Origin of the sequence: Micrococcus sp. 116 (assembly GCF_902506395.1) — a bacterium.
GTDB lineage: Bacteria > Actinomycetota > Actinomycetes > Actinomycetales > Micrococcaceae > Micrococcus > Micrococcus luteus.
Genome location: NZ_LR732370.1, coordinates 2,011,593 through 2,037,354 on the forward strand (window position 1 = coordinate 2,011,593; position 25,762 = coordinate 2,037,354).

General features: G+C 73.4%; 21 protein-coding genes and 1 pseudogene. 8 read left to right on the forward strand and 14 right to left on the reverse strand.

The window, feature by feature from the left end:
* The 8 genes from CITRIK5_RS09420 to CITRIK5_RS09455 form a co-directional block, all read right to left on the reverse strand.
* Nucleotides 1-1,202: ABC transporter ATP-binding protein (locus CITRIK5_RS09420; protein WP_201294453.1), on the reverse strand; the 1,202-nt coding region annotated here is incomplete at its 3' end.
* Nucleotides 1,199-2,956, reverse strand: a complete 1,758-nt coding sequence (locus CITRIK5_RS09425) for an ABC transporter ATP-binding protein (protein ID WP_129866969.1) — start codon at nucleotides 2,954-2,956, stop codon at nucleotides 1,199-1,201. The genes CITRIK5_RS09420 and CITRIK5_RS09425, both read right to left, overlap by 4 nt.
* Before the next feature lie 516 nt (nucleotides 2,957-3,472).
* Nucleotides 3,473-3,748 carry a metal-sensitive transcriptional regulator gene (locus CITRIK5_RS09430; RefSeq protein ID WP_044659303.1) on the reverse strand — a complete coding sequence of 92 codons (276 nt, stop codon included), beginning with the start codon at nucleotides 3,746-3,748 and terminating at the stop codon, nucleotides 3,473-3,475.
* Nucleotides 3,749-3,820: 72 nt separating this feature from the next.
* Complete coding sequence (locus CITRIK5_RS09435) at nucleotides 3,821-4,603, reverse strand: sulfite exporter TauE/SafE family protein (RefSeq protein WP_080696032.1); 783 nt, start codon at nucleotides 4,601-4,603, stop codon at nucleotides 3,821-3,823.
* A 6-nt stretch (nucleotides 4,604-4,609) separates the two neighbouring features.
* The gene (locus tag CITRIK5_RS09440) at nucleotides 4,610-5,203 is read right to left on the reverse strand and encodes a rhodanese-like domain-containing protein (protein ID WP_052007121.1); all 594 of its coding nucleotides are present in this window, start codon (nucleotides 5,201-5,203) and stop codon (nucleotides 4,610-4,612) included.
* A gap of 34 nt (nucleotides 5,204-5,237) precedes the next feature.
* The gene (locus CITRIK5_RS09445) at nucleotides 5,238-6,641 is read right to left on the reverse strand and encodes an MBL fold metallo-hydrolase (protein WP_036384546.1); all 1,404 of its coding nucleotides are present in this window, start codon (nucleotides 6,639-6,641) and stop codon (nucleotides 5,238-5,240) included.
* Nucleotides 6,642-6,942: 301 nt separating this feature from the next.
* Nucleotides 6,943-8,211, reverse strand: a complete 1,269-nt coding sequence (locus CITRIK5_RS09450; RefSeq protein WP_036316196.1) for a phosphatidylserine/phosphatidylglycerophosphate/cardiolipin synthase family protein — start codon at nucleotides 8,209-8,211, stop codon at nucleotides 6,943-6,945.
* 24 nt (nucleotides 8,212-8,235) lie between these two features.
* Complete coding sequence (locus CITRIK5_RS09455; protein WP_036316197.1) at nucleotides 8,236-9,210, reverse strand: acyl-CoA thioesterase; 975 nt, start codon at nucleotides 9,208-9,210, stop codon at nucleotides 8,236-8,238.
* A 120-nt stretch (nucleotides 9,211-9,330) separates the two neighbouring features.
* On the opposite strand from CITRIK5_RS09455, the gene CITRIK5_RS09460 reads away from it, so the two are divergent.
* Together CITRIK5_RS09460 and rlmC are read left to right on the forward strand one after the other, a co-directional pair.
* On the forward strand, nucleotides 9,331-9,939 hold the full coding sequence (locus CITRIK5_RS09460; protein WP_020628173.1) for a HEAT repeat domain-containing protein: 609 nt from the start codon (nucleotides 9,331-9,333) through the stop codon (nucleotides 9,937-9,939).
* Nucleotides 9,940-9,949: 10 nt separating this feature from the next.
* A complete protein-coding gene (rlmC, locus tag CITRIK5_RS09465; RefSeq protein WP_129866966.1) occupies nucleotides 9,950-11,161 on the forward strand; it encodes a 23S rRNA (uracil(747)-C(5))-methyltransferase RlmC in 1,212 nt (403 codons plus the stop codon).
* Between the two features lie 16 nt (nucleotides 11,162-11,177).
* Here rlmC and CITRIK5_RS09470 read toward each other — a convergent pair whose 3' ends face one another.
* A complete protein-coding gene (locus tag CITRIK5_RS09470) occupies nucleotides 11,178-11,768 on the reverse strand; it encodes a hypothetical protein (RefSeq protein WP_036316210.1) in 591 nt (196 codons plus the stop codon).
* 286 nt (nucleotides 11,769-12,054) lie between these two features.
* On the opposite strand from CITRIK5_RS09470, the gene CITRIK5_RS09475 reads away from it, so the two are divergent.
* Entirely contained in the window at nucleotides 12,055-15,432 is a 3,378-nt protein-coding gene (locus CITRIK5_RS09475; protein WP_036316201.1) for a beta-phosphoglucomutase family hydrolase, read from the forward strand.
* A 128-nt stretch (nucleotides 15,433-15,560) separates the two neighbouring features.
* On the opposite strand, the gene CITRIK5_RS09480 is transcribed toward CITRIK5_RS09475, so the two are convergent.
* The 3 genes from CITRIK5_RS09480 to CITRIK5_RS09490 all read right to left on the reverse strand — a co-directional run bounded on the left by CITRIK5_RS09480 (nucleotide 15,561) and on the right by CITRIK5_RS09490 (nucleotide 19,344).
* On the reverse strand, nucleotides 15,561-16,910 hold the full coding sequence (locus tag CITRIK5_RS09480) for a sensor histidine kinase (protein WP_051995287.1): 1,350 nt from the start codon (nucleotides 16,908-16,910) through the stop codon (nucleotides 15,561-15,563).
* On the reverse strand, nucleotides 16,907-17,572 hold the full coding sequence (locus CITRIK5_RS09485) for a response regulator transcription factor (RefSeq protein ID WP_036316202.1): 666 nt from the start codon (nucleotides 17,570-17,572) through the stop codon (nucleotides 16,907-16,909). The genes CITRIK5_RS09480 and CITRIK5_RS09485 overlap by 4 nt, the downstream gene beginning before the upstream one ends.
* 317 nt (nucleotides 17,573-17,889) lie before the next feature.
* Nucleotides 17,890-19,344: an L-lactate permease gene (locus CITRIK5_RS09490; RefSeq protein WP_123244273.1), complete on the reverse strand. Its 1,455-nt coding sequence runs from the start codon at nucleotides 19,342-19,344 to the stop codon at nucleotides 17,890-17,892.
* 81 nt (nucleotides 19,345-19,425) lie between these two features.
* Between CITRIK5_RS09490 and CITRIK5_RS09495 the strand changes: the two genes are divergently transcribed.
* Complete coding sequence (locus CITRIK5_RS09495) at nucleotides 19,426-20,580, forward strand: nitronate monooxygenase (protein ID WP_036316206.1); 1,155 nt, start codon at nucleotides 19,426-19,428, stop codon at nucleotides 20,578-20,580.
* Nucleotides 20,581-20,631: 51 nt separating this feature from the next.
* On the opposite strand, the gene CITRIK5_RS12250 is transcribed toward CITRIK5_RS09495, so the two are convergent.
* On the reverse strand, nucleotides 20,632-21,531 hold the full coding sequence (locus tag CITRIK5_RS12250) for a helix-turn-helix domain-containing protein (RefSeq protein ID WP_159833595.1): 900 nt from the start codon (nucleotides 21,529-21,531) through the stop codon (nucleotides 20,632-20,634).
* 127 nt (nucleotides 21,532-21,658) lie between these two features.
* Here CITRIK5_RS12250 and CITRIK5_RS09510 point away from each other — a divergent pair, with 127 nt between their 5' ends.
* The 3 genes from CITRIK5_RS09510 to CITRIK5_RS09520 all read left to right on the forward strand — a co-directional run bounded on the left by CITRIK5_RS09510 (nucleotide 21,659) and on the right by CITRIK5_RS09520 (nucleotide 24,377).
* On the forward strand, nucleotides 21,659-22,996 hold the full coding sequence (locus CITRIK5_RS09510; protein ID WP_061866766.1) for a sensor histidine kinase: 1,338 nt from the start codon (nucleotides 21,659-21,661) through the stop codon (nucleotides 22,994-22,996).
* A gap of 38 nt (nucleotides 22,997-23,034) precedes the next feature.
* Nucleotides 23,035-23,727, forward strand: a complete 693-nt coding sequence (locus CITRIK5_RS09515; protein ID WP_012751126.1) for a response regulator transcription factor — start codon at nucleotides 23,035-23,037, stop codon at nucleotides 23,725-23,727.
* A 383-nt stretch (nucleotides 23,728-24,110) separates the two neighbouring features.
* Nucleotides 24,111-24,377 carry a hypothetical protein gene (locus CITRIK5_RS09520; protein WP_020625619.1) on the forward strand — a complete coding sequence of 89 codons (267 nt, stop codon included), beginning with the start codon at nucleotides 24,111-24,113 and terminating at the stop codon, nucleotides 24,375-24,377.
* Between the two features lie 13 nt (nucleotides 24,378-24,390).
* Here the strand turns inward: CITRIK5_RS09520 and CITRIK5_RS09525 are convergent, their stop codons facing one another.
* Nucleotides 24,391-24,966 (reverse strand): TetR/AcrR family transcriptional regulator, encoded by a 576-nt coding sequence (locus CITRIK5_RS09525; RefSeq protein WP_061866764.1) that lies wholly within the window; start codon nucleotides 24,964-24,966, stop codon nucleotides 24,391-24,393.
* A gap of 165 nt (nucleotides 24,967-25,131) precedes the next feature.
* Between CITRIK5_RS09525 and CITRIK5_RS09530 the strand changes: the two are divergent.
* Nucleotides 25,132-25,605 (forward strand): annotated as a pseudogene (locus CITRIK5_RS09530) (ABC transporter ATP-binding protein); the annotation flags it as partial.
* Between the last annotated feature and the right edge of the window lie 157 nt (nucleotides 25,606-25,762).

Here is a 25,762-nt window from a genome sequence, read left to right on the forward strand (position 1 = left end):
GTGCGGGCGGGGGTGCCGTCGGGGGTCTCCTCCGGCTCGTCGAGGAGCTCGAAGATGCGCTCGGCCGACGCCACGCCGGAGATCAGCATGTTGGACATGCCGGCGATCTGCCCAAGCGGCTGGTTGAACTCGCGCGAGTACTGGATGAACGCGGTCACGGCGCCGAGGGTCATCTGCCCGTTGGCCACGCGCAGGCCGCCGACCACCGCGATGCCCACGTAGCCCAGCCAGTTCACCCACTGCATGATCGGCATGATCATCCCCGAGTAGAACTGCGCCGTGAACGCGGCCTCGTACAGCTCCTCGTTGCGCTCGTCGAAGCGCGCGGCCATGTCCCGCTGACGGCCGAACACGGTCACCAGCTCGTGCCCCGTGAACGACTCCTCGATGTGCCCGTTGAGCCGGCCCGTCTCCCGCCACTGCGCGGAGAAGAGCGCCTGGGACTTCTTGCCGATCACGCCCACCACCACACCGGCCACCGGCAGGGCGACCAGGGCGATGAGCGCGAGCTGCCAGGACAGCCAGAACATCATGCCGACGATGCCGATCACGGTCAGCACCGAGTACACGAGCGAGGCGAACGCCTGCTGGAGGGCCTGCTGGACGTTGTCCACGTCGTTGGTGGCGCGGGAGAGCAGGTCGCCGCGCTGCCCGCGGTCGAAGTAACTCAGCGGCAGCCGGTTGATCTTGGCCTCGATCTCCTCGCGCAGGCGGAAGACGATGCGCATGACGATGTCATTGAGCACGCGGCCCTGCAGCCACATGAAGGTCTGCGCCACCAGGTACATGCCCAGGACGATGAGGATCAGCCGGCCCAGCTCGGTGAAGTCGATCCCCTCGCCCGGCGTGAACGCCATGCCGGAGAGCATCTCTGCGGCCTGGTCCTCGCCCTGGGCGCGCAGCCCGTCGATGACCTGCTCGCGGCTCAGCCCGCCGGGCATCTGCGCGGAGACCACGCCGCCGAAGATCACGTCCATCGCCCGGCCCAGGACGTGCGGGGCCCACACGTTGAGCACGACGGCGACCAGCACCATCAGCGCGACCACCACCAGGCCCAGCTTCTCCGTGCGGAACAGGCTCATGAGCCGCTTCGCGGACGGCCAGAACGCCTTGGCCTTGCGGGCCGGCCCGCCGCCCCAGTCGTCGGTGGCGCCCTGCTCCTGGATCTCGAGGATCTCCTCGTCCGTCAGGTGCTCGCTCATGCCACGTCCTCCGCGGTCAGCTGGGAGTCCACGATCTCCCGGTAGGTCTGGTTGTCCGCCAGCAGCTCGGCGTGGGTGCCGCGGCCGACCACGCGGCCCTCGTCCAGCACGATGATCTGGTCGGCGTCGGTGATGGTGGCCACCCGCTGGGCGACGACGATCCGGGTCACCCCGGCCGCCGCGCGGTCGAGCGCCGCCCGCAGCCGCGCGTCGGTGGTGACGTCCAGGGCGGAGAATGAGTCGTCGAACACGAGGACCCGCGGCTCGGCCACGAGGGCACGCGCGATGGACAGGCGCTGGCGCTGGCCGCCCGAGACGTCCGTGCCGCCCTGAGACAGCCGCGAGTCCAGACCGGAAGCCGCCGCCTCTCCCTTGCCGGTGGTGCGGGCGCGCACGAAGTCGGCGGCCTGGGCCGTCTCGAGGGCCGCCCAGATGCGCTCGTCCGAGGCGTCCGGGGCCCCGAACTGCATGTTCTCCCGCACGGTGCCGGAGAACAGGTACGGCTTCTGCGGCACGAGGGCCACGGCCTCGGTCAGCTCGGCCCGGGCCAGGTCGGTCACCGGCACGCCGTCCACGAGCACCTCGCCGGACGTCGCGTCGTACAGCCGCGGCAGCAGACTGATCAGCGTGGACTTGCCGGAGCCGGTCGAGCCGATGATCGCCGTCGTGGTGCCGGGGGCGACGGCGAAGCTCACGTCGTCGAGCACCGGCGCCTCGGCGCCGGGGTACTGGAAGGTGACGTGGCGCAGCTCCACGGCGCCGTCGCGACGCGCGGGGGTCACCGGGCGGACCGGCTCACCGAGCGTGGGGACGGTGTCCAGGACCTCGCCGATGCGGCCCGCGGAGATCACGGCGCGCGGGAGCATCATCATCATGAAGGTGCCCATCATCACCGCCATGAGGATCTGCAGCAGGTACTGCATGAACGCGGTGAGCGCGCCGACCTGCACGAGCCCCGCGTCCACGCGCTCGCCGCCGAACCACAGGACGGCGGCGGTGGCGAGGTGGAGGATCATCGTGATGACCGGGCCGAGCAGCACGAACAGCCGGCCGATCCGCACGGAGGTCTCCGTCAGGGCGGCGTTGGCGTCCGTGAACCGGCGTGTCTCGTGGCGCTCGCGCACGAACGCGCGGACCACGCGGATGCCCTGGATCTGCTCGCGCAGCACGCCGTTGACGTCGTCGATGTTGTCCTGCATCCGCTGGAACAGCGGCATGAGACGGGCGACGATCCACGCCACGATCACCAGCAGCACCGGCACGGAGACCCACACGAGCCAGGACAGGCCCGGGTCCTCGCGGATGGCCATGATGATGCCGCCGACCGCCATGATCGGCACGGCCACCATGAAGTTCAGGGCCATGAGGGTGAGCATCTGGACCTGGTTGACGTCGTTGGTGCCGCGCGTGATGAGGGTCGCGGCGCCGAAGCGGCCGAGCTCCTCCGCGGAGAACGCGTCCACGCGGGTGTAGACGGCGCGGCGCAGGTCCCGGCCGACGCCCATCGAGGCCTTCGCCCCGAACCACACGGCGGCGATCGCGGCGACCACCTGCACCAGCGCGACGCCGAGCATCACGAGGCCGATGTCCCAGATGCGGGCGGTGTCGCCGCGGGCTACGCCCTCGTCGATGATGCGGGCATTGAGGCTGGGCAGGTACAGCATGGCCAGCGTGCTGATCAGCTGCAGCACGACGACGGCCGCGACGGCGCCGCGATAGCGCCGGCCGTGACGGCGGAGCAGGGTCCAGAGCATGGGGCTCCCAGGGAGTCGGGATGGGCGCGCGGCCGCGTGGGCTGCAGTGAGGTGGGCCGAAGGGGGCCGGGCTCATTGTGCCCCAGCCGCGGGAGGGCGCGGGCAGCAGCCGTCGTCGAGGGGACGCGGGCGCACCCCGGACAGCCGGCTGCCGAACCACCCGCTGGCGGACCCGTACGAGGACTGAGCGACGCCAGACGGGGGGCGTGAGCCAGACGTTTCCGCGGCTGAGGGTCCCTCAGAACAGCACGAACATCTGGCTCACGCCCCCGGAACGCCTGGCTCAGCGCCCGAAGAGCCTCGCGAAGAACCTTGCGGCCCCGGCACGGCCCGCGCGGGCTGCGTCGCGCTCGGCATCAGGGTGACGGCCATCGCACCACTGCGCCGCGGGGACGACGGCCTTGAGGGACTCGACGTGCCGGCCGCATCCGGCCCAGGTGGCCCTGCGGCAGACGGGTCAGCGCGCCGGACGGCACATGAGGGATCCTTTCGGCGAGGGGGCTTCGGGGTGGCCGGTCAGGCCAGGGTCATGAAGAGCTTCTCGAGCTCGGCGACGGTGAGCTTCTCCTCGTCCTCCGCCTTCTCGGGGTCGGCGAGGCAATACTGCATGGCGGATGAGACGACCGCGAAGCCGGCGCGATCCAGCGCGGTGGAGACGGCGGAGAGCTGCGTGACCACGTCCTTGCAGCGACCCTCGCCCTCGACCTCGCGGATGACGGCGTCCAGCTGGCCGCGGGCCCGCTTGAGGCGGTTGAGGATCTTGCGCTGGGTCTCGGCGTCGGCGGTGCGCACGGCGACCTCCTTTGTCACGGTGGCGGGGAGGGGAATCATATCCCCAGGGGTATCCGGCGACGTCGCCGGATGTCACACGAGGAGACCGATGAGCTCCCGGACGAGGATCACCAGGCCCATGGCCAGCACGAACCAGCCGAAGCCCTTCTTCAGCGCCTTCTCCGGGACCCGCTTCATGAGCGGAACGCCGATCAGCGCACCGACCACGGCCACACCGGTGACCCACAGCAGCAGGTCCCACGGCAGCGTCACGCTGGTCAGGTAGCCGCCGAGGCCCGCGAAGGACTTCATGGCGATCACCAGCAGGGACGTGCCCACCGCAGCGGACATCGGCAGGCCGCCGAGCAGGACCAGCGCAGGGACCACGAGGAACCCGCCGCCGGCGCCGACGATGCCCGTGACGAAGCCGACGACGACGCCCTCCAGCAGGATCTTCCCGAGCGGGTGGCGGCGGGGCTCGACGTCAGCCGAGGCCTCCACTGAGGGGGCGGCCGCCGGCTGCGTCTTCTTGGGCCGGATCATGGCCCACGCCGTGAAGAGCATCATCACCGCGAAGGCGATCAGCAGCAGGGTCCCCGGCAGGAAGCCGCCGACGACGCCGCCCAGGAGGGCACCCACCATCGAGGCCGCGCCGAAGATCAGGCCGGTGCGCCACCGGACGGTGCCGTGCCGCGAGTGCAGCAGCACTGAGACCAGCGAGGTCACACCCACCACGAACAGGGAGCCCGCGATGGCCTGCTTCGGCTCGAGGCCGGCCACGTACGTCAGCAGGGGCACCATCAGGATCGACCCGCCGCCACCCATGAGGCCGAGCAGCAGGCCGACCACGAGGGCCAGGGCGAGGACGATCCACATCACGGGTCAGCTCCGCTTCCCCGCGCCGGTGGGGATGCGGCCGATCACGTCGCCCGCGGAGCGCTCCTGCGCGGGGCGGTTCCACGGCATCTTGGCCAGCACGGACGCCATGGCGCACGTGTTGGACACGGCGGAGAAGGACAGGCCCGCGCCGATCGCGGCGGGGATGAGGCCGAACCGCTTCGAGCCGACCTGGGAGGCCACGGCCCCGACCAGCGCGATGGACCCGGCGGTCATGCGGACCTGACGGTCCATGGACCAGCGGTTGCCGCTGCGGACGACCTCGCCGCCGGCCTCGGCGTAGGCGGAGATGCCGCCCTGCAGGACGCGCGCGGAGGTGAAGCCGGCCTGGGCCAGACGGTCCTGGGCGGTGCCGGCCCGGCTGCCGGACTGGCAGACGAGCACCGCGGTGCCGTCCAGGCGGGCGGCGACCTCGTCCGCGTGCTCCTGGAGCAGGTCCAGCGGCACGTTGTAGGAGCCGGCGATGTGCTCGGTCTCGAACTCGCCGGGGGTGCGCACGTCCAGCACGACGGCGTCGGGGCGGGCGGCCAGCTCGGCCTTCAGGTCGCGCGGGGCGACGGGGGACAGGGTGACGCTCATGGGAGGGGCTCCTCGGGGTTGGTCTGGGGGTGTGTCAGGACTGCTGCCAGGCGGCGTAGCTGCCCTCGAGCTCGATCACGTCGAACCCGGCGCGGCGCAGCGCCTGGGCGGCCACGATGTTGCGCAGGCCGGACTGGCAGAAGGTCACCAGGGTCTTGTCCTTCGGCAGCTCCTCCTGGTGGAAGAGCACCTTGCCGGCGTTCAGCTGCCGGGCGTCCGCCACGGTGCCGTGGGAGAACTCGGTCTTGTTGCGCACGTCCACCAGCACGGTGTCCTGCTCCGCGCCGACCTCGCCGGCCTCGATGCGGGACCGCAGCTCGTCGGCCTGCACGGTGGGCACCGGCTCCAACGTGAGGCCGTCCACGGAGGTGGTGAACGCGGCGGCGGCGTCGACGCCCACGCGGATCATGTGGTCGCGCATCGTGTGCGCGTCCTCGCGGTCCTCGGCGAGCAGGACGAGGGCGGCGTCGTCGCTCTCCGGGTCGTAGGCCCAGCCGGCGTGCGTGGCGACCTTGCCGCGGGACGGAAAGGCCAGCGCGCCCGGCACGGTGCCGGCGAGGATCTCGTCCACACCGCGGGTGTCCGCGAACACGGCGCCCTCGGCGAGCGTCGCCTGCACGCCCCCGGCGTCCAGCTCCTCGAGCTCGGGCAGCTCGCCCAGGATGGCTGGCCCCTGCTTGTTCTGGCGCTTCATGCGGGCGAAGTAGGCGTGGGCGTCGGGCTGGCCGTCGAGCAGCTCGTCGATGAAGCCCTGCTCGTCGTCGTTCTTCAGGTAGTCGGACCACCACGCGTACTTGCGCTCGTAGCCGACCGTGGTGGAGGGCAGCGCGCCGAGTGCCTTGCCGCAGGCGGAGCCGGCGCCGTGGGCCGGGAACACCTGCACGTGGTCCGGGAGGGTCAGGAACTTCGCCTTGAGGGAGGCGAAGAGCTGCTGGGCGCCCTCGAAGCGGGTGTCGACGCCGCCGGCGGCCTCGTCCAGCAGGTCCGGGCGGCCGAGGTCGCCGGAGAACACGAAGTCGCCGGTGAGCATGTAGCCCGGGGCGTCCGCGAAGGCGCCGTCGGTGACGAGGAAGGACAGGTGCTCGGGGGTGTGGCCCGGGGTGTGCACGGCCTCGACGGTGATGTTGCCGAGCGTCACCGTGTCGCCGTCCTTGAGGAGGTTGCCCTCGAAGCCGTAGGCCCAGTCCTCGCCGCCCTCGCCGGACAGGTGGATCTGGGCGCCGGTGGCGTGGGCCAGCTCGCGGGTGCCGGAGAGGTAGTCCGCGTGGATGTGGGTCTCGGTCACGTGGGTGATGGTCATGCCGTTCTTGGCGGCCAGGTCCAGGTACACCTGGATGTCGCGGCGGGGGTCCACCACCATCGCCTCGTTCTTCGCCTGGCAGCCGATCACGTAGCTGGCCTGGGCGAGGTCCTCGTCGTAGATGCGCTCGAGCAGCATGGTTCTCCTCCGGGTCGGGGGGTCTCGATGTCCATCCGATACCCCCTGGGGTATGTCGAGAACGAGCGTAGGGTATACCCCCAGGGGTATGCAAGAGAGAGGGTGAGCCCGGGCGGCGACGGGAAGGGACGGCACGGTCGGGAGACGTCGCCAGGGGGCGTGAGCCAGATGATTCCGCTGCGGATCGGGCGTCAGAACGGCAGAAACGTCTGGCTCACGCGGCGGGGGGCGTGAGCCAGATGATTCCGCTGCGGATCGGGCGTCAGAACTGCAGAAACGTCTGGCTCAGCGCCCGGGGTCCTCAGAGCAGGGGACGCAGTGGTACCAGCAGGGCCTCGACCACGCGGGCGAGGCCGTGACGGTCCTCCCAGCGCGGGGTGTCGATCCGGACGGCCCGCTGGGCGTCGAGAGCGAAGATCTCCTCCATCCGGGCGGCGAAGTCGCGGTCCACGACCACCACGTTGGACTCGTAGTTGAAGCCCAGGGAGAGGCGGTCGACGTTGGCCGAGCCCACGGTGGACCAGATGCCGTCCACGGTGGCGGTCTTCGCGTGGATCATGCTGGCCCTGTACAGCAGGATCGTGATGCCGGCCTCGAGCATCTTCCCGAAGAAGCCGCGCGAGGCCCAGTCCGCCACGATGTGGTTGGAGTCCTCCGGCACCATCACCTGCACGTCCACCCCGCGCCGGGCCGCGTGCAGCAGCGCCTCGAGGACCTGCTGGTCCGGGATGAAGTACGGCGTGTTGATGAGGATGCGGTGCTGCGCCCGCTGGATGGCGTCGAGGTAGCTCAGCCGGATCGGGTAGACCAGGAGCGGCGGCTGGTTCGCGGCCACGGTGACGCGCGGGTCCCACGTGTCCGGGGGGCGCCAGGACATCTGCTCGCCCGCGCGGTGGTGGGCGTTCCACTTGATGGAGATCGACTGGCCCAGCGCCCACACCGCCGGGCCGCGCTCACGCACGTGGGTGTCCCGCCACAGGCGGGCGTAGTCGTCGCCGATGTTGAAGCCGCCGGCGAAGCCGACCTCGTCGTCCACCACCATGATCTTCGAGTGGTTGAACCCGCTGTGCCGGACCACGCCTCGCCAGATCGGGCGGGCGAAGGCCGGCAGCCGGAACACGTGGATGCGCGGGTCCAGCTGACGGTAGAAGCGGGGCGGGACCACGAGGTTCCCGAACCCGTCGTAGGAGACGTAGACCTCCACGCCGCGCGCGGCCGCCCGGTTGAAGGCGTCCATGAACCGCTGGCCCGTGGGGTCGCCCTTCCAGATGAAGGTCTCGAACTTGATGATCCGCTGCGCTCCGTCGATCGCGGCGATCATCTCCTTGTAGAGGTCCTCACCCGAGGTGAAGATGCGCAGCTCGGAGCCCTCCACGTGGGCGTCAAACACGCCGGGGTTCGGCGCGGGTCGGCGCACTCGGCCGCCGCGCTTGACCATGTCCACGCCGGTGAGCCCGGCGGCGACCGTCAGCGGCAGTCCCACGAGACCGACGCCCGCGGCCACGGCCGCTCCCCGGAGGAGACGACGGACCGGCAGGCGGGACAGGGACGGCAGGGACGGTCGACGCATTCGCTCAGTCTACTCAGGGCCCCGTCAGCGCGGATCGGTCGAGCGGCGCATCTCGGTCCAGGCCGCGCTCACCTCGGAGCGCATGCGCACGAGTTCGATCGCCGTCTCCTGCAGCCTCCGGGCGCTCTCGCTCTCGGGGATGTACTGCCGCACCCGCTGGGCCTGGTCCTCCGCGGAGACGTCCACCATGACGGCGATCGAGTGCGCCACCAGGCGGGACTCCGCCCCGGTGCGTCGGCTCGCGTAGACGCGCAGCGCCACATGCATGGACCGCTCCGTGGTGTTCACCAGGAGGGCCTCCACGCGCACGAGGTCGCCCACGTGGATGTTCCGCACGAAGCGCACACCGCCGCCGAACACCGCGACCACGGATTCATGTCCGGTCCAGCGGGCGGCGCAGACGGCGGCCGCCTCGTCCACCCAGCGCAGGATCGCGCCCGCGTTGATGGTGCCGCCCACGGTGGCCTCCGCGTTGGGGGCCAGGAACGCGAGGGTGCTCATCTCCTCGGGGGCCTCCCCGGGCGCGGGGAACGGCAGTCGGGCCATGCCGCGCTCGACGGCGCGGCGGGCCACGGTGGAGCGGCGGGCCTGTTCGTCGCGCTCGATCTGGCCGGGGGTCGAGGGCTCCCAGACCGGCACGGTCACGGGCACCCCGCCCTCCTCCGCGGCGTAGACCACGAGGGACGAGGTGGCGACCACGGGGTCGCCGTCGTCGTCGCGGATCTCCGGCAGCAGCAGGCGGGTCTGGACGTGCACCTCGGCGCCGTCCGTGTGGACCACGCGCGCCTGCACCACAGCGCGGCGGTCCACCGGCACGGGGTGCCGGAACTGGGTGTGCCCCATGTAGCGGGCACGCACGAACGTCCCGGCCCAACTCGCCGCGACGGCGTAGCCGGCCTTCTCGATCCAGGAGATGACGGTGCCGGCGTCCACCAGGCCGGTGGGATGATCGAAGCTGTCCGCCCGGAATTCGAGGGCGAGGGCTCCGGGGGGTCTCATGCCGTCGAACGTATCACCCGAGTCCGGGCCCTGTGCGGCCGGTCACGCCCCGTCCAGGAGTCTGCGGGGAACCTCCCGGCCGCGCCCCAGGCGGGTCCGCGCACGGGGGACAATGGACCCATGACCGCCTTCGACCGTCTCCCCCTGCCCGCGGAGCCCCAGACTCCGCACGACCGCCTGCGCCGCCGCACCGAGGCCGCCGTCGCCGAGCGCGGGGAGGCCGCCGTCGCCGGGCTGGCGGTGCGCCTGATGACCGGCGCGGCCACTCCCGATGACGTCACCTCGGGCGCCGCCCGCGCCCTCACCGGCGACGACGGCGACCTCAGCCCCGCCGCGACCGGCGCCCTGGCCCTGATGCACGCGTGGCACCGCAGCGCGCTGCCCGCCCTGACCGGGGCGCTCACCGCCCCCGAGGCGGACGTCCGCTCGGCGGCCCACCTCGTGCTCGCCTCCCGCGCCGGCTCGCTGCGCCGCGATGCCGCCGTCGACCGCACCCTCGTGGACGCGGTGCGGGCCGGCTGTGCCGACCCGGACCCGGAGGTCCGCGCGTCGGCCGCGTCCGCGCTGGGCGCCCTCGCCCGCCCCGAGGACCTCGAGTCCGCCCTGCCCGTGCTCACCGGCATGGTGATGGACGTGGACGCGGACCTGGCCGCGGCCGCCGAGCTGGCCCTCGAGCAGCTCGCGATCCGCCTGGACCGGCCCGGCCTGCGGGTCAGCCTCGAGGGCTGAGGCGACGCCCGTGCAGTGCCCCCACTTCGACGTCGGCGAGTGCCGTTCCTGCCCGCTGATGGGCGTGCCGTACGCCCGGCAGCTCGCGGACAAGCAGGCCGCGGTCCTGGCCGCCCTGGCGGACGCGGTCGACGCGGACACGGTCGTGGCCGAGCCGTTCGCCTCCGCGGAGGCCGGATTCCGGAACAAGGCGAAGCTCGTGGTCACGGGGTCGGCGGCGGCGCCGCGGCTGGGCATCCTGGACCCGCGCCAGCACCCCCGGCATCACGACGGCGCCGGCGTGGACCTGCGCGACTGCGGCCTGTACGAGGCCGGCATGGAAGGCGTGTTCGACGCGTGCGCGGCGGCGGTGACGGCGGCCGGGCTGGAGCCCTACGACGTCGCCGCCCGCACGGGCGAGCTGAAGAACGTGATCGTGACGCTCTCCCCCGACCGGGAGGCGATGGTCCGGTTCGTGCTGCGCTCCGCCGACCGGCTGGACGCGCTGCGCGCGGCGGTGCCGGGGCTGCTGGACGACCTCGCGGCGCGCGGGACACCCGCCGCCGTGGTGAGCGCGAACCTGCTGCCCGAGCACGTGGCCCTGCCCGAGGGCGACGAGGAGATCGTGCTCGCCGGCGGGCCGACCCTGCGGATGGAACTGAACGGGATCGGCCTGCGGCTGCGCCCGCAGGGGTTCTTCCAGACGAACACCGCGGTGACCGAGGGGCTGTACGCGACGGCGGCGGCGTGGGTCGCCGAGGGCGGTGTGCCGGCGTCGGCGTGGGACCTGTACTGCGGGGTGGGCGGGTTCGCGTTCCACCTGGCCCGGGCCGGCGTGCGCGACGTGTGGGGCATGGAGTCCTCCGCCGAGGCGGTGGCCGCGGCCCGGGAGACGGCCGCGGAGCTCGGCCTGGCCGACCGGGCGCGCTTCTCCGACGGCGACGCCACCTCCGCGCTTTCGTTCGAGAAACGGCGGGCTCCGGAGGCGCTTTCGTTCAAGAAACGGCGGCCCCGCCCGGACGCCGTCGTCGTGAATCCGCCCCGGCGGGGCATCGGCGCCGAGCTGGCGGACGCGCTGGAGGACTCGGGTGTGCCCACCGTCCTGTACTCCAGCTGCAACCCGGCGACGCTCGCGCAGGACCTGGCCCGGATGCCGAGCTATCGGGTGGCGCGGGTGCAGGTGTTCGACATGTTCCCCCAGACCCGGCACGCGGAGGTGCTCACGCTGCTGACCCGGCGGTGACGGAAGCCGGGGCGCGTCACCGCGGGCTCCCCGCCCGACGGTTCCGCTTCTTCAACTCGACGAAGACCTGCAGCAGCGTCAGAGCCGACGGCGCGAGCGCGGGTTGCGTGAGCACGAGCGGTTGCGCACGGGTCAACCCGCCACCCTGCAACGGCCGTCCCGAGTCCCACCGGTTGGCCTTGCGCAGACCACCCTCGTTCCACAGCCGCTCGTCCACCTTGAGCGCCACCTTCATCGTGTGCTCCGACTCTGGCGCCACAGCACGGACTTCCTTCACGTCCGCCCAGTCCACGGACCAGTCCCGCGTCCACACCCGTCGCTCATCGAACGTGACATGCCGAGGCCGGAACAGACCCATCGTCGCGGCGGGAAGCACCGCCAACGCCAGCGCCAACCCGATGAACGACGCCACACGCCACACCCCGAACCCGGCCGAGACATCCTCCGGCGGCCGGAAGATCACCCACACGAACACCGCGATGCACACCACGACGATCAGCCACAGGAGCAACCACCGCGCCGGACGCACCCGCGCCTGCACCGGCAGACTCGCCAGGATCTCCTCCCGCGTCGCCTTCTTCCGCAACCGCGTCGGCTTCGCATCCATCACTTGCTCATCATCCAGTTCATGAGCCCTTCGCCCCCCGGCCATCTCCGCCGAGTGTGTCCTGCTCGTTCCCGGGCCACGCTTCCGGCGCGCGGGGGCACACGTCCGCCCCGTCGGCACGACCCTATTCCCGGAACCCACCGCGCCGCAGCGACATCACCGCAGCTGAGAACCGCTGTGATGTCGCTGCGGTGCGGTCGGCCGGAACGACGGCGCGCTCGCTGCGGTGAACATCGCCGCGGCACTCCCCGTGCGGCCCCACTTCCCCGCCCGTAGGCTGGTTCCCATGTCGCAGACGCTCACCCCCGCCGCTCCGCAGGACCTGAACGCCCGCCGTCACCGGCTCCGCCGCTACCGCGCCGTCATCTTCGACATGGACGGGGTCATCACGGACACCGCCGGCGTGCACGCGCAGGCGTGGAAGGAGCTCTTCGACGGGGCGCTGCCCGCCGTGGGCGCGCTGCCCGCCAACGCCGCCGTCGTCGCCGCGGACCCGGACGTGCTGCGTCCCTTCGACGCCGCCGCCGACTACCTGCACCACGTGGACGGGCGCCCCCGCGAGGACGGGGTCCGCACGTTCTTCGCCTCCCGCGGCCTGAGGGTGCCGGAGGCCGACGCCCCCGAGGCGGACGCCGCCCCGGAGCTGACCGTCCTCGCCCTCGCCGAGCGCAAGCAGGGCTACTTCGAGCAGGTCCTCGAGCGCGACGGCGTCCGCGTGTTCCCGGAGGCCCAGGACCTCCTCGAGCGGCTGCGGGCCAAGGGTGTGCCGGTCGCACTGGTCACCAGCTCCAAGAACTCCCGCGCCGTGCTCACGGCCGGCGGCGTGCTGGACTTCTTCCCCGTGATCGTGGACGGGAACACCGCCGTCGAGCGCGGGCTGCCGGGCAAGCCGGACCCGGCGATGTTCTGGGAGGCCGCCCGCGAGCTGGGCGTCGACGTCGCGGACGCGATGGTCCTCGAGGACGCCGTCTCCGGCGTGAAGGCCGCCTCGGACGGCCGCTTCGGCCTCGTGATCGGCGTGGACCGCGAGCCCGAGCTCGGCAAGGGCCGACTCAAGGCGGCCGGCGCCCACCTGGTGGTCCAGGACTACGGGACCCTGCATCTGGAGGACCGCACCACCACCCCGTTCGACCCCGCGTGGGTGCTGCGCTGGGACCGCTTCGACCCGGCCTCCGAGGGCACGCGCGAGGTGCTGTGCACCCTGGCCAACGGGTACTGGGGCACCCGCGGCGCTGTGCCCGGCACGCACATCTCCTCCGTCCACTACCCCGGCACCTACATGGCCGGGGTGTTCAACCGGCTGACCTCGATGGTCCAGGGCCGGGTCGTGGAGACCGAGCACATGGTCAACATCCAGGACTGGACCCCGCTCGTGGTGACCCCGCGCCACGGCCGCCCGCTGCTGCCGGGTGAGGAGAACCTCGTGGAGTACGGCCAGGAGATGGACCTGCGCCGCGGCGTGCTCTCCCGCACCATGACCTTCGAGGACGAGCAGGGCCGGCGCACCACGGTCCACACCCGACAGTTCACCTCGCTGGCCAACCGGCACCTCGCCGCGATCGAGCTGACCGTCGTGGCGGAGAACTGGTCCGGGGACCTCACGGTGCGCTCGAAGATCGAGGGCCGCGTGGCCAACCTCAACGTCTCCGACGACCGCACCCTCGCCAACCAGCACCTCGAGCCGGTCCAGGCCCGGGAGATCGACGGCGAGACCGTCCTGCTCGAGACCGCCACCAACCAGTCCGGCATCCACGTGGCCGTGGCCACCCGCACCCGCCAGGTGGCGCCGGTGGGCCACCACGAGCCCATCCGCCGCCCCGTGGACGGCTCGGACCTGGTGGTCGGCCAGGACATCCTCCTCCACGTGGACGAGGGCGTGCCGCTCGTGCTGGAGAAGATCGCCGCCGTCGCCACGAGCCACGACCACGCCAACGCCTCCGTGTGGGAGTCGGCGGTGAAGGACGTCCAGCGCGCCCAGAACTTCCGCAACCTGCTGACCCTGCACGAGCAGCGCTGGGGCACCAACTGGGACCGGTTCTCCGTGCGCATCGACCTGGCCGAGCCGTACCGGCATCAGCGCCGCTCCACGGCGGCGGAGGCCGGCGGCGAATACGCGCCGCCCGTCGTCGACGCCGGCCACTCGGCCCCGGTGGGGTCCGCGGTCCCGATGGGCAAGGACGGCGCGTCGCTGCGCCAGCAGCTCGCCCTGAACCTGCACACGTTCCACGTGCTCCAGACGGCCTACGGCCGCCGCCGGGACCTGGACGCCTCCGTGGGGGCACGCGGCCTGCACGGCGAGGGCTACCGCGGCCACATCTTCTGGGACGAGATCTACGTCTACCCGATGCTCACGCTGCGCCGCCCCGAGATCACCCGGGGCCTGCTGATGTACCGCTACCGGCGTCTCAACGAGGCCCGCGCCAACGCCCAGGCCGAGGGCTGGGCCGGTGCCATGTACCCGTGGCAGTCCGGGGCGGACGGCTCCGAGGAGACGCCCACCGAGCTGTGGAACCCGCGCTCGCGCATGTGGATGCCGGACAACTCCCACAACCAGCGGCACGTCTCCCTGGACATCGCCTACTCGGTGCTGCGGTACATCGAGATCACGAAGGACACGTCCTTCATCTCGGACTACGGCGCGGAGATGCTCGTGGAGATCTCCCGGTTCTTCATGTCCATGACCCTGCACAACGCCGTCACGGACCGCTACGAGATCCACGGCGTCATGGGCCCGGACGAGTTCCACGACGGCTATCCCGAGACCCCCGGCTCCGGCCTGCGCAACAACGCGTACACGAACGTGCTGACCTCGTGGGTGCTCGCGGAGACCGCCCGCCTGGTCCGCTGGCTGGACACGATCGACGACGGCCTGCCCGAGCTCATGGAGATCTCCGAGGAGGAGATCGAGCGCTGGGAGGAGGTCAGCACCCGTCTGACCGTGCCGTTCTTCGAGGAGGGCGAGGAGGCCGGCATCCTCGCCCAGTTCGAGGGCTACCAGGACCTGCTCGAGTTCGACTGGGAGGCCTACCGCGCCAAGTACGGGAACATCGGCCGCATGGACCTGATCCTGCAGGCCGAGGGCGACGCCACCAACCGGTACAAGCTCTCCAAGCAGGCCGACACCCTCATGCTCGGATACCTGTTCTCCGCCGAGGAGCTGGACCGGATCCTGCGCCGCATGGGCTACGAGCTGCCCGAGGAGGCGTTCGAGCGGATGGTCACGTACTACGAGGCCCGCTCGACGCACGGCTCCACGCTCTCCCGGCTGGTGCACGCGTGGGTGTCGGCCCGCACGGACCCGGACCGGTCCTGGGACCTGTTCACGGAGGCCCTCGAGTCGGACCTCTCGGACACGCAGGGCGGCACCACGAAGGAGGGCATCCACCTGGGCCTGATGGCGGGCACCGTGGACACGGTGATCCGCTGCTACGCGGGCCTCGAGACGCGCGACGACGTCGTCCGGCTGCACCCCCGCATGCCCGCCCAGCTGCCCGGCGCCCGGTTCACCATCCGGTTCCGCCAGCAGCCCGTGGTCATCCAGATGACCCAGCGGGAGGTGACGGTGGCCGCGGGCGAGGGCATGTGGCACGACGTGCCGATGATCATCGCCGGCCGCGAGCACACCCTGTCCCCCGGCGAGAAGCTGACGGTCCCGCTGGGCTGAGGGCCGCCGTCGTCGGCCACCCCACCCCGTCCCTTTGGGGGCGAAAGTGGGCGGTATCCCGCGCGGATACCGCCCACTTTCGCCCCCGGACGCGGGAGGACGCGGGAGGACGCGGCTGCCGCCCCGGCTCAGCGCAGCGGCAGCTCGGCGCGGACCACCCAGCAGCCGCCCAGCGGGCCGGCCGTGAGGGTGCCGCCGAACACGGCCACGCGCTCGCGCATGCCGGCCAGGCCGAAGCCGCTGGCCATCGCGACCACCACGCGGTCGCGGCGGGGCTCGCCCTCGTCCATGGGGCTGGCGATGCACAGCACGAGGCGGTCCGCGCCCTCGAGCTGCGAGGTCAGGCGCACCGTGCCGCGGCGCGGGGCGTGCTTGAGGATGTTCGTCACCGACTCCTGCACCACACGCAGCACGGTCAGCTCCAGGGAGCGCGGCAGCTCGTCCAGCTCGGTCAGCGAGCGCTCGACCGCGAACCCGGCCGCGTGCAGCTGGGCCTCGAACTCGTCGAGGCGGGCCGGCAGGTCCACGACGGCGTCCCCCTCCGCCGTCTGCGCGTTGCGGGAGGAGCCGCGCAGCGCGGTGAGCATGCGGCGCAGGTCCACGAGGGACTGCCGGGCGGCCTCCTCGATGGCCTTCTCCGCGGCGGCCCGTTTGTCCGGGTCCCTCTGGGTGGGCAGCATGGCGGCCTGCATCGAGATCACGGTGAGCCCGTGCGCGACGACGTCGTGCAGCTCCGCCGCGATCCGCTGCCGCTCGGCCTCCGCGGCGCAGGCGGCGGCCTCCTCGGCCCGGCGCAGGGCCGCCTCGCGGTCCCGGGCCCGATGCCGGGATCGGCGGATCATGAAGGCCGGCACCGCCACGCACAGCGCGACGATGAGCGTGATGACCATGACGCCCTTGAGGCTGTCCTCGTCCGCCCACGTGCCGTCGGTGAGGACCTCGCCCGCGACGGTGAGCAGGATGAGGGCGCCCAGGGCGAACCAGACGAACACCCGGTGCGAGTACCGCGTCACCATGGCCGCGCCCAGGACGACCCCGCCACTGAACGCCTGCGGGGTGAGGTGCGCGTGGTCCGCCTCCACGAGGCCCACCAGACCGAACGTGCACCCGAGCAGCACGAACACCGCCGCGAGGGTGGGCTGCCACCCGAACAGCAGCGTGACCAGCACGCTCGCCAGGAACAGGACCCAGCGCAGGAGCGGCTCCCGCCCCTCACCCGTCAGCCCGCCGTCCTCCTCGAGGATGCCCGCGAGTTCGGGGTCGGCGCTCAGCCCGGCGGCCACCGTGGGCCCCAGCATCAGGGTGAGGATCTCCCCCAGCACCATGAGCCCGACGATCACATAGAGGACGATCCGCGTGTGCCGGGAGACGGGTTCCGTGCGCAGGATCGCCGGCAGGCGGGAGCCCAGGGGAGACTCGGCAGGCGGGGGCGACGTCGCCGTCGTCGTCCGAGCCGGGGCGGGCGCCGCGATGCTCATCCGATGTCCACGAGGCCCGCGCGGGCGGCGCGGATGAGGATCTGCACGCGGTCACGGACCTGCCACTTGTCCAGGACCTTGCCGATGTGGGACTTCACCGTGGCCTCCGCGAGGAACAGGGCGCCGGCGATCTCCGCGTTGGAGGCGCCCTTGGCGAGCTCGCGGACCACGTCCAGCTCGCGCTCGGTGAGGCGCTCGTGCGGGGCGAGGGGCTCGGCCGGGCAGGGGGCGGTGTGCTCGGGGGCCGCGGTGACGGCCTCCACCAGGTCCGCGGCCACGCGGGCGGAGAACACGGCGTCCCCGGCATGGACGCGGCGGATGGCGTCCACCACCTCGGCCGGCGGGGCGTCCTTCACGAGGTAGCCGGCGGCGCCGGCGCGCAAGGCGGGCACGAGGTACTGCTCGGAGGAGAAGGTGGTGATCGCCAGGACGCGCACGCCGGGGGCCTCGGCGGAGATGCGCGCGGTGGCCTCGACGCCGTCCATGCGGGGCATCTGCATGTCCATCAGCACGACGTCGGGGGCCAGCGTGCGGGCCGCCTCGAGGGCCTGGACCCCGTCCTCGGCGGAGCCGACCACCTCGAGGTCCTCGGCCTGGGCCACGAAGTGCTCGAGGGCGGTGCGCATCAACGCCTGGTCGTCGGCCACGACTACTCGGATCATGGCGCCCAGCCTAGGAGGCGCACAGGCCGCCGCGCGTCCACCGAAGGTCGACGTCGGCCCCCGCCTCGGGGCGGACCGGGCCGGCTCCCGCGCCCGGCCGGCCACCGCAGTCCCGGCGCCTCCGTGGGCAGAACCCACAACCCCATCGCCTCCGTGGGCAGAACCCACAACCCCGTCGCCTCCGTGGGCAGAACCCACAACCCCGTCGCCTCCGTGGGCAGAAGAGAGGGCACTTCTGCCCACGGAACGCTCTGGCCTGCCGCTTCCGCCCACGGAACCGGGCCGCCCCACCCGGGCCCCGCTCCACCCCCCGCGCGTCACCGCGGCAGCAGGAACCAGCCCATCACGGCCATGCCGAGGATCCCGGCGAGCATGGCCGGCAGCAGCACCACGAACAGGTTCCGCCGCGTCACGGCCCAGCCGGGCATCTGCGGCGACTGCGCCCCCGCGGCCATGCCGTGGGCCACCTGGATGCGAGCGGGCCCGGCGACGATGCCCCAGCCCGCGGCCGCGTTGTGCAGGCCGTTGGACCAGGGCGGGGGGACGCCCAGGGCGGCGCCTGTGTCCATCTGCAGGGGGCCGATCAGGGCCATGGCCCCGGTGTTCGAGGCCGTGATGAAGCCGGCGAACGCGCCGAGGAACGGCATCGCCACCAGGTAGGACTCCCCCATCCCGCTGAGTGCGCCCGCGAGCGCCTGCGAGACCCCGCCGGCGGAGAGGATGAGCCCGAACGCCACGTAGAGCGCGTTGGGGATGGCGGTGCCCACCCACAGCTTCCCGGCCTCGCGGGGGACGCGGCGGCGGGCGGCGGCGTCGAGGTGGAGCAGCCACACGCCCACGCCCACCGCCACGAACGCCCACAGCGCCGGCGTCCCCACGAGGGCCGCCGCCCCCTCGAGCCCGAACGCGCCCTTCACGGTGGTGCCCAGCACGGTGCCGGCCATGAGCGTCAGGTACGGCACCACGTCCCGCCCCGGCCCGGGCAGCAGCCGGCCGCCGCGGATCACGAGCAGCCAGGCCACGGTGAGCACGAACGTGGCGACGGCGCCCGCCGGCGCGGTGCCGACCACGAGGTTCGCCCCCAGGATCAGCGCCCACTGGGCGACCCCGGAGAGCACGGCGACGCCGAGCCAGGGCAGTGTCCGGGCCGGGCCGACGTCGACTCGCATGCCGCGCGCCCCGCGCAGCAGCAGCACCGTGGCCACGCCCGCCACCAGGCAGGCCGGCAGGTTGAACACCGCGGCGGTGACCCCGATCTCCCGGAAGTCCAGGCCGAACAGGCGGGCGCCCATGAGCGTGCCCGGCGCCATGGACCCCCACGGGCCGATGGTGAGCGCGAGGACGGAGATCAGCGCGGACCGGAACGCCGTGTAGCCCAGACCCAGCAGCAGCGGCACACCCACGATCAGGGAGACGCCGAACCCGGTCACGGTCTCGAGGAACGGGATGACGCCGTGCACCATGAGCAGCGCGGTCGCGATCGTGGGGCCGTTGCCCGCCGACAGCCACGCGGCCAGGCGCGCGTGCCCGCCCGAGTACTCCATGACGCGGGACAGGGTGATACCGCCGGCGATGATCGCCAGGATCTCGAGCAGCGTGGGCACGCCGGCGCCGACCGCGCCGCCCAGGTCGCCCGGGGCCACGCCGAAGACCGTGAGGGCCAGCAGCACGGCCACGGCCGTCCCGGCGGCCGGGGCCACCCACGCGGGCAGCCGGGTGAGCAGCAGCACGAGGGTGAGCAGGATGGGTGAGAGCGCGAGCAGCACCTCCACGGCGCACCCCCTCTCCTCGTGTACTGCGCCCCACTGTAGGCGCGGGGTGGGGCCGACACCCCTCCCCTTACTCTGGGGGTCATGACGCAGCCATCCCACCCCGACGACGTCACCCGCGCCCGCCTGATCCCGCCCGTGCCCGTGGCGGTGGCCCCGATGGCCGGCGGCCCCTCGACCCCGGAGCTGGTCGCCGCCGTCGTCGGCGCAGGCGGCGGCGGGTTCCTCGCCGGCGGCATGCGGACGGCCGCGCAGATGCGCGCGCAGGTGGACGCGCTGCGCGCGCTGCTGGGCGCGGAGGGGCCGGACCGCTGGGGCGTGAACCTGTTCGTGCCGGACGCGGTGAACACGGCCATCCCGGACGCGGCGCGCACGGAGGCGGCACGGTCGGCGCGGGCGGCGGCCGTCGCCGCGTACCGGGCGGACCTGACGGCCGACGGCGCCGCCGACCTGCCCACGGCCGCGGACGTGGTCCCGGACCCCGACGCCGAACGGGCCGACTTCGACGCCCTGCTCACCGCCGCCGAGGAGCAGGCGTGGCCGCTGGTCTCCTTCACGTTCGGCCTGCCGGCCGCGGACGTGTTCGCCCGGCTGGCCGCCGCGGGCATCCCGGCCGGGGCCACCGTGACGGACGCGACCGAGGCGCGGGCCGCCCTCGAGCACGGGGCCGCGTTCCTCGTGGTGCAGGGCCACCGCGCCGGCGGGCACCGGGGCACGTCGGACCCGGCCGCGGAGCCGCCCCGCGCCGAGCTGCCGGCGGTGTTGCCGGCGGTGCGCGACGTCGTCGGGACGGGGGCCACGAGCGCCGTGCCCGTGGTGGCCGCCGGCGGCGTGGGCACCGCCGAGGACGTGCGCGCCCTGCTGACCGCCGGCGCGGACGCCGTCTCGGCCGGCACCGCGTTCCTCCTCACCCCGGAGGCGGGCACCTCGGCGGCGCACCGGGCCGCCGTCGCGGCGTGTGCGGCCGGGACACGCTTCTCCGCTGACGACGGCCGGGCCCGCACCGGCCTGACCCGCGCCTACACGGGGCGGTGGGCGCGGTCGCTGGCCACCGCGTTCATGGCGGAGCACCCGGACGCCCCCGCCGCGTACCCCGAGGTCAACGTCCTGACGAAGGGGCTGCGCGCCGCCGCCGCGGCCGCCGGCGACCTCGAACGCGTCCACCTGTGGGCCGGCACCGAGGCGCACCGGGTCCGGGAGGCGCCGGCCGTCGACGTCCTCGCCTCCCTCACGCCCTGAGGACCGCCCCGGATCATCCCGCGGGCTGACGCCGGCCCCTCCGCCTGCGGCCTAGGGCATGTCTGACAATCGTTTGGACCATGCGAGCACAGCATTCAGGACCACAGCGGCCCTGTAGATGATCGCGTACTTGTCATACCGGGTCGCCAGACCCCGCCACTGCTTCAGGTGAGCGTACTGACGCTCGATGACGTTGCGGCCCTTGTAGGCGTCCGCGTCGAGGCTGACGGGGCGCCCGCCGCGGGCACCGCGCCGTCTGCGGTGGCCCTGCTGGTCGGCCGGTTCGGGGATGACCGCTTTGATCCCACGGGCACGTAGGTGGGTGCGGATCGCCCGGGAGGAGTACGCCTTATCGCCCAGCACGGCCTCGGGGCGGGTCCGGGGCCGCCCTACTGGCCGGGTCACGCGCAGCTGCTCCAGAAGAGGAAGCAGCATCGGGGCTTCACTTTCACGTCCGTGGGTGCGCCAGCCGCCCCCGTCTGGGATCTTCCCGATCTTCTTCACATCCAGGTGCACCATGTGCCCCGGCCCTCTCGCGGTGATCTTCTGGGGTCGTTGGCGCAGGTCCTCACCTGTGGGCGCGAGGTCTGGCAACCGGGAGATGCCCAGCCGGTGCAGCCACCTGCCCACCGTTCGGAGGCACACCCGGTGGCCCTCGGAGACGAGGTGGTGATGGATCCGGCGGGCCGACCACTTGCACTCCCGGCGCAGGGTGAGGATCTGGGTGACCAGGGCCGGGTCGAGCTGGGCAGGTGAACGGCGCGGACGGCTGGGCCGGTCGAGCAGCCCGGCCTCGCCCTCGGCGCGGTAGCGGGCCACCCAGGTGGCCACCGTGGGCCGGCTCACCCGGAACTCGGCGGCCACGTGCGCCTGTGGGATCCCGTCGTGCAGGTGGCGGTGGACCATCCTGAGACGGCCGGTGGGGGTCAGGGGTGCGTTAGCGTGAGTCATGAGTGGGTCTTTTCGGGCAGGTGGGTTGTTGAGGAACTTCCATCCTGCGGGAGAGGCCCACTCGTCTCATCTCAGCCGGCGCCTCGTGGCAAGAACCTCATGACCCACAACACCTAGGCTGGCCCGCGTGAACCCCCTGCGCCGCCTCGACCAGTGGACGCGCCTGCACCCCGTGCGCACCGACGTGATGGCCGCCGCGGCACTGTTCACCGTGCTCGTGGCGCTCCCGTGGATCGCGCTCGGGCCGATGGTCGCCCCGGACCCCCAGGGCAGGCAGACGGCCGTCTCCCTCCTGGCCGGGGCCGGCATGGTCCTGCCGTGGGCCGTGCGTCGGGTGCGCCCGGTGGCCTCGGCCGCCGTCGTGACGGCCGCGGCCGTCCTGCACCTGCTCGCCGGGCCCGAGTTCAGCATGTCCCTGCTGATGGTGCCGCTCACCGTCTACAACCTCGCCGCGAACGCGCCCCGGAGCATCTCCGTGGCCGGGCTCCTCACGGGGCTGGCCGGCGGCGTGGCCAACGGGGTGAAGGTGTGGCTGTTCCCGGCGCAGTTCGTCACGCCCGACGGCCTCACCGTCCGCTCCCCCGCGGAGCCGCTGGCCATGGTCATCATGGCGATCGGCTGCGGGCTCATGGTGCTCACCGCGTGGGCGTTCGGCGACGTCGTGCGCAACCGCCGCCTCACCGTGCGCGCCCTCGAGGACCGCGCCCACCGCCTCGAGGTGCAGTCCCGGCAGGAGCGCGAGCTCGCCGCCGCCGACGAGCGCAGCCACATCGCCCGGGAGATGCACGACATCGTCGCCCACTCCCTGCAGGTGGTCATCTCCCAGGCCGACGGCGCCCGGTACGCCGCCGCCGCCAAGCCCGCGCTCGCGGTCACCGCGCTCGAGACCATCGGCCAGACCGGCCGCTCCGCGCTCGCGGACATGCGCCAGCTGCTCGGCGTGCTCCGCGAGACCGGCGAGACCGTGGCCGGGGTGCCCGGCGTGACGGACGACGACGCCCGGCGGCCCGCCGCCGACGCCTCCCCCGACGGCCGCGGCACCCGCCTACCCCCGGGCCGCCGACCCCAGCCGCGGCTCGCGGACCTGCCCGCGCTCGTGGAGACGATGCGGCTGTCCGGACTCGAGGTGTCCCTGCTGGAGACCGGCACGCCCCGCCGTGCGCTGCCGGCGGGCGGCGAGCTGGCCGCGTACCGGATCGTGCAGGAGGCGCTGACCAACACGCTGCGCCACGGCGGGCCGGACGCGGACGCGTTCGTCACGCTCGCCTGGACGGCGCGCGGCCTGGACCTGCAGATCGACGACGACGGCTGCGGCGCCGCCGCCGACCCCGCCACCCGGGGAAGCGGCCAGGGTCTGCGGGGGGCCGCCGAGCGGGCGGCCCTGTTCGGCGGGACGCTCGAGTCGGGGCCGCGCGTGGGGGCCGGGTACCGCGTGTCCGCCCACCTGCCGTACTCGGCGGTGTGAGGGGTGGCCGCCCCCGCCCGACTTGAGAGGATGACCCCATGAGCTCCGAGGAGACCGCCCCCGTCCGCGTGGCCCTGGTGGACGACCAGGCGTTGATCCGGTCCGGGCTGGCCATGCTCGTGGACTCGCAGCCGGACCTGACGGTCGTGGCGGAGGCGGGCAGCGGGCGCGAGGCGGTGGCGTCGGTGTCCGTGGCGGGCGCCGACGTCGTGCTGATGGACGTGCGCATGCCGGAGATGGACGGCATCGAGGCCACCCGCGCGCTGCTGCGCCGGCCGGACGCCCCGCGCGTCGTGGTGCTGACCACCTTCGACCTGGACGAGTACGCCTTCGACGCGATCGAGGCGGGCGCCAGCGGCTTCCTGCTCAAGGACGCCCCGCCCGAGGAGCTGCTCGCCGCGATCCGCACGGTGCACCGGGGCGACGCCGTGATCGCCCCGTCCACGACGCGCCGGCTCCTGACGCACATGGCCCCGCGTCTGCGCTCGGACCAGGTCCGCAGCGCGGAGTGCGAGGAGCAGCAGGCGGCGGTGGCGTCGCTGACCCCGCGCGAGCGCGAGGTGCTGGTGCTCATGGCGCAGGGCGCCGCGAATCTGGAGATCGCCGCCGAGCTCGTGCTCTCCGAGGCGACGGTGAAGACGCACGTGGGCCGGGTGTTGGCCAAGCTCGGCGCCCGCGACCGCGTGCAGGCCGTGCTCATCGCCCACCGCGCGGGCCTCGTGCAGTTCTGACCCGCCGTTCCGGCACGCCCTGCAGCCCCCGCCCTAGCCCCTGCCCCACCCCTCGTCGAGGCCCGCAGACGCGCCGCTACGCCGTCGTCGTAGCGGCGTGTCTGCGGGCCTGGGCGGCGGGCCTCAACGGCCGGCCTCAACGGCCGGCCTCAGCGGTCGGCCGGGGCGGCGGGGCCCTTCCCTGAGCCACTCCCCAGGCACCTGCCAGCACAATCACAGGTCATACCTGGGTATGAGTCGGACGCCCCGAGGTTCATCCTCATGGCCCTGCCGGTGCGCCCACCCCCTCCGCGATGCTGGACGCAGGCCCCGCAGCGGGTCCGCCGCCGGGGTGCACGCGCCGATGGCCGCCCCGGCCCGACGCGCACTGGAGGAGAGGCACCATGACCGGCAGCATCCTGGACCACCCCACCCCGACGACGTCCCGCGCCTCCGACCCAGCCGCCGAGCAGGCGCAGCGGGACAGTGAATGCGTGGCCTTCTTCGTGGCGCTGGTGACGGCCGCCGTCGTGATGCTGGGCCTGAGCCTGTTCACGGGGGTCGAGGGGCTGCTCCGCCTGGCACTCACCGCGGGCGCCGGCCTGCTCGCCGGCGCCGTCGCGTGGGCCACCGCCCGCCCCGTCCTGGAGGACGACGCCCCGGGCGACTGACCCGGCTGCGCCCTCAGGGCCGCAGGCCGCGCAGGTACGTGTCCAGCAGCCAGCCCCGCTGGCCCGGGCCGTGGCCCAGCAGCTCGCACTCCGGCGACCGGGTGACCATGAGCAGGCCGAACAGGTAGTCCGCCCCGGTCACGTCCGGGCCCACGAGCCCGGCCCGCCGCGCCCCGGCCACCACCTGGTCCGCGAGCTCGAGGATCACACGCTCGGCCTCGGCGATGAGGGCCTCCGGCGGCCGGTCGGCTGGGTCGAAGTCGTCCCGGGCCGCCGCGAGCGAGGCCAGGTTCACGGCCCCCAGGTCCTCGGCGAGCCGCCGCCACCGCGCCTCGGCCCCGCCGTCGCGCTCGTCCCCGGCCGCCCCGTCGAGGAAGGCCTGCAGGATCCCTCCGGTGCGGGCCACGACGTCCTCGAGCACGGCGTCCAGCAGATCCCGACGCGTGGGGAAGTGCCCGTACAGCGTGCCCACGCCGACCCCGGCCTCCTGCGCCACCCCGCGGAGGGACATCGCGGCCCCCTGGGTGGCGATGAGACGGCCGGCGGCCGCCAGCAGGTCCTGGCGGTTGGCGCGGGCGTCGGCTCTCATGTCCCCATCATCCCACTCCGCCCGGCACCGCCCGGCGGCGGGGACCTGACGCCCTCGGGTCCACGCCTCGCCGGCCCGCCTCATCCCCGGGCATGACCCGCCGCCCGCGGAGGTGGTCCCCTCCTCCGATCCGCCCCGCCGGGTCCGCGCGGGAGAGTGGCCGCCATGGACACCTCTTCCCCCGCCTTCTCCCCCACGACCCCCGGCCCCGTCGCGCCGGGGCCGGGCACGCCGTCGTCGTCCGCCACCACGACGACGGCGCCCGCCGTCTGCGCCCGCGGCCTCACCCGCGCCTACGGGCGCGGTGACGCGCAGGTGCACGCCCTGCGCGGGGTGGACGTGGACTTCGCCTCGGGCGCGTTCACCGCGATCATGGGGCCCTCGGGGTCGGGCAAGTCGACGCTCCTGCACTGCCTGGCCGGGCTGGACGCGCGGACCTCGGGCTCCGTGAGGATCGGCGGCACGGAGATCACAGGACTGGACGACACCGCCCTGACCCGCCTGCGCCACCGCCCGCACGAGCTCTCGGGCGGTCAGCAGCAGCGCGTCGCCGTCGCCCGCGCCCTGCTCACCCGACCGGGCGTCGTGTTCGGGGACGAGCCCACCGGCAACCTGGACACCGCCACCTCCACCGAGGTGTGAGCAGGCGGGGCGCGGTGCGTGCGAGCCGCGCCCCACAGCTCGGCGCCGGTCCGCGGCCCCGGCGACGCGCCCGAGACCTCGTGACGGGGTCCCGGGCGCGCCCTACGCTGAGCCGCATGAGCGAGACCCTCCTCGCTGCCCCTGCCGCCCCCGC

Coding starts and splice junctions, on each gene's coding strand:
- CITRIK5_RS09425 (WP_129866969.1), bottom strand. CDS start 2,956: ATGCTCTGGACCCTGCTCCGCCGTCACGGCCGGCGCTATCGCGGCGCC.
- CITRIK5_RS09435 (WP_080696032.1), bottom strand. CDS start 4,603: ATGTGGATCGTCCTCGCCCTGGCCCTCGTGGTCGGCCTGCTGCTCGGC.
- CITRIK5_RS09440 (WP_052007121.1), bottom strand. CDS start 5,203: ATGAGCGTCACCCTGTCCCCCGTCGCCCCGCGCGACCTGAAGGCCGAG.
- CITRIK5_RS09445 (WP_036384546.1), bottom strand. CDS start 6,641: ATGCTGCTCGAGCGCATCTACGACGAGGACCTCGCCCAGGCCAGCTAC.
- CITRIK5_RS09450 (WP_036316196.1), bottom strand. CDS start 8,211: ATGCGTCGACCGTCCCTGCCGTCCCTGTCCCGCCTGCCGGTCCGTCGT.
- CITRIK5_RS09455 (WP_036316197.1), bottom strand. CDS start 9,210: ATGAGACCCCCCGGAGCCCTCGCCCTCGAATTCCGGGCGGACAGCTTC.
- CITRIK5_RS09460 (WP_020628173.1), top strand. CDS start 9,331: ATGACCGCCTTCGACCGTCTCCCCCTGCCCGCGGAGCCCCAGACTCCG.
- CITRIK5_RS09470 (WP_036316210.1), bottom strand. CDS start 11,768: ATGGATGCGAAGCCGACGCGGTTGCGGAAGAAGGCGACGCGGGAGGAG.
- CITRIK5_RS09475 (WP_036316201.1), top strand. CDS start 12,055: ATGTCGCAGACGCTCACCCCCGCCGCTCCGCAGGACCTGAACGCCCGC.
- CITRIK5_RS09480 (WP_051995287.1), bottom strand. CDS start 16,910: ATGAGCATCGCGGCGCCCGCCCCGGCTCGGACGACGACGGCGACGTCG.
- CITRIK5_RS09485 (WP_036316202.1), bottom strand. CDS start 17,572: ATGATCCGAGTAGTCGTGGCCGACGACCAGGCGTTGATGCGCACCGCC.
- CITRIK5_RS09495 (WP_036316206.1), top strand. CDS start 19,426: ATGACGCAGCCATCCCACCCCGACGACGTCACCCGCGCCCGCCTGATC.
- CITRIK5_RS12250 (WP_159833595.1), bottom strand. CDS start 21,531: ATGACTCACGCTAACGCACCCCTGACCCCCACCGGCCGTCTCAGGATG.
- CITRIK5_RS09515 (WP_012751126.1), top strand. CDS start 23,035: ATGAGCTCCGAGGAGACCGCCCCCGTCCGCGTGGCCCTGGTGGACGAC.
- CITRIK5_RS09520 (WP_020625619.1), top strand. CDS start 24,111: ATGACCGGCAGCATCCTGGACCACCCCACCCCGACGACGTCCCGCGCC.
- CITRIK5_RS09525 (WP_061866764.1), bottom strand. CDS start 24,966: ATGAGAGCCGACGCCCGCGCCAACCGCCAGGACCTGCTGGCGGCCGCC.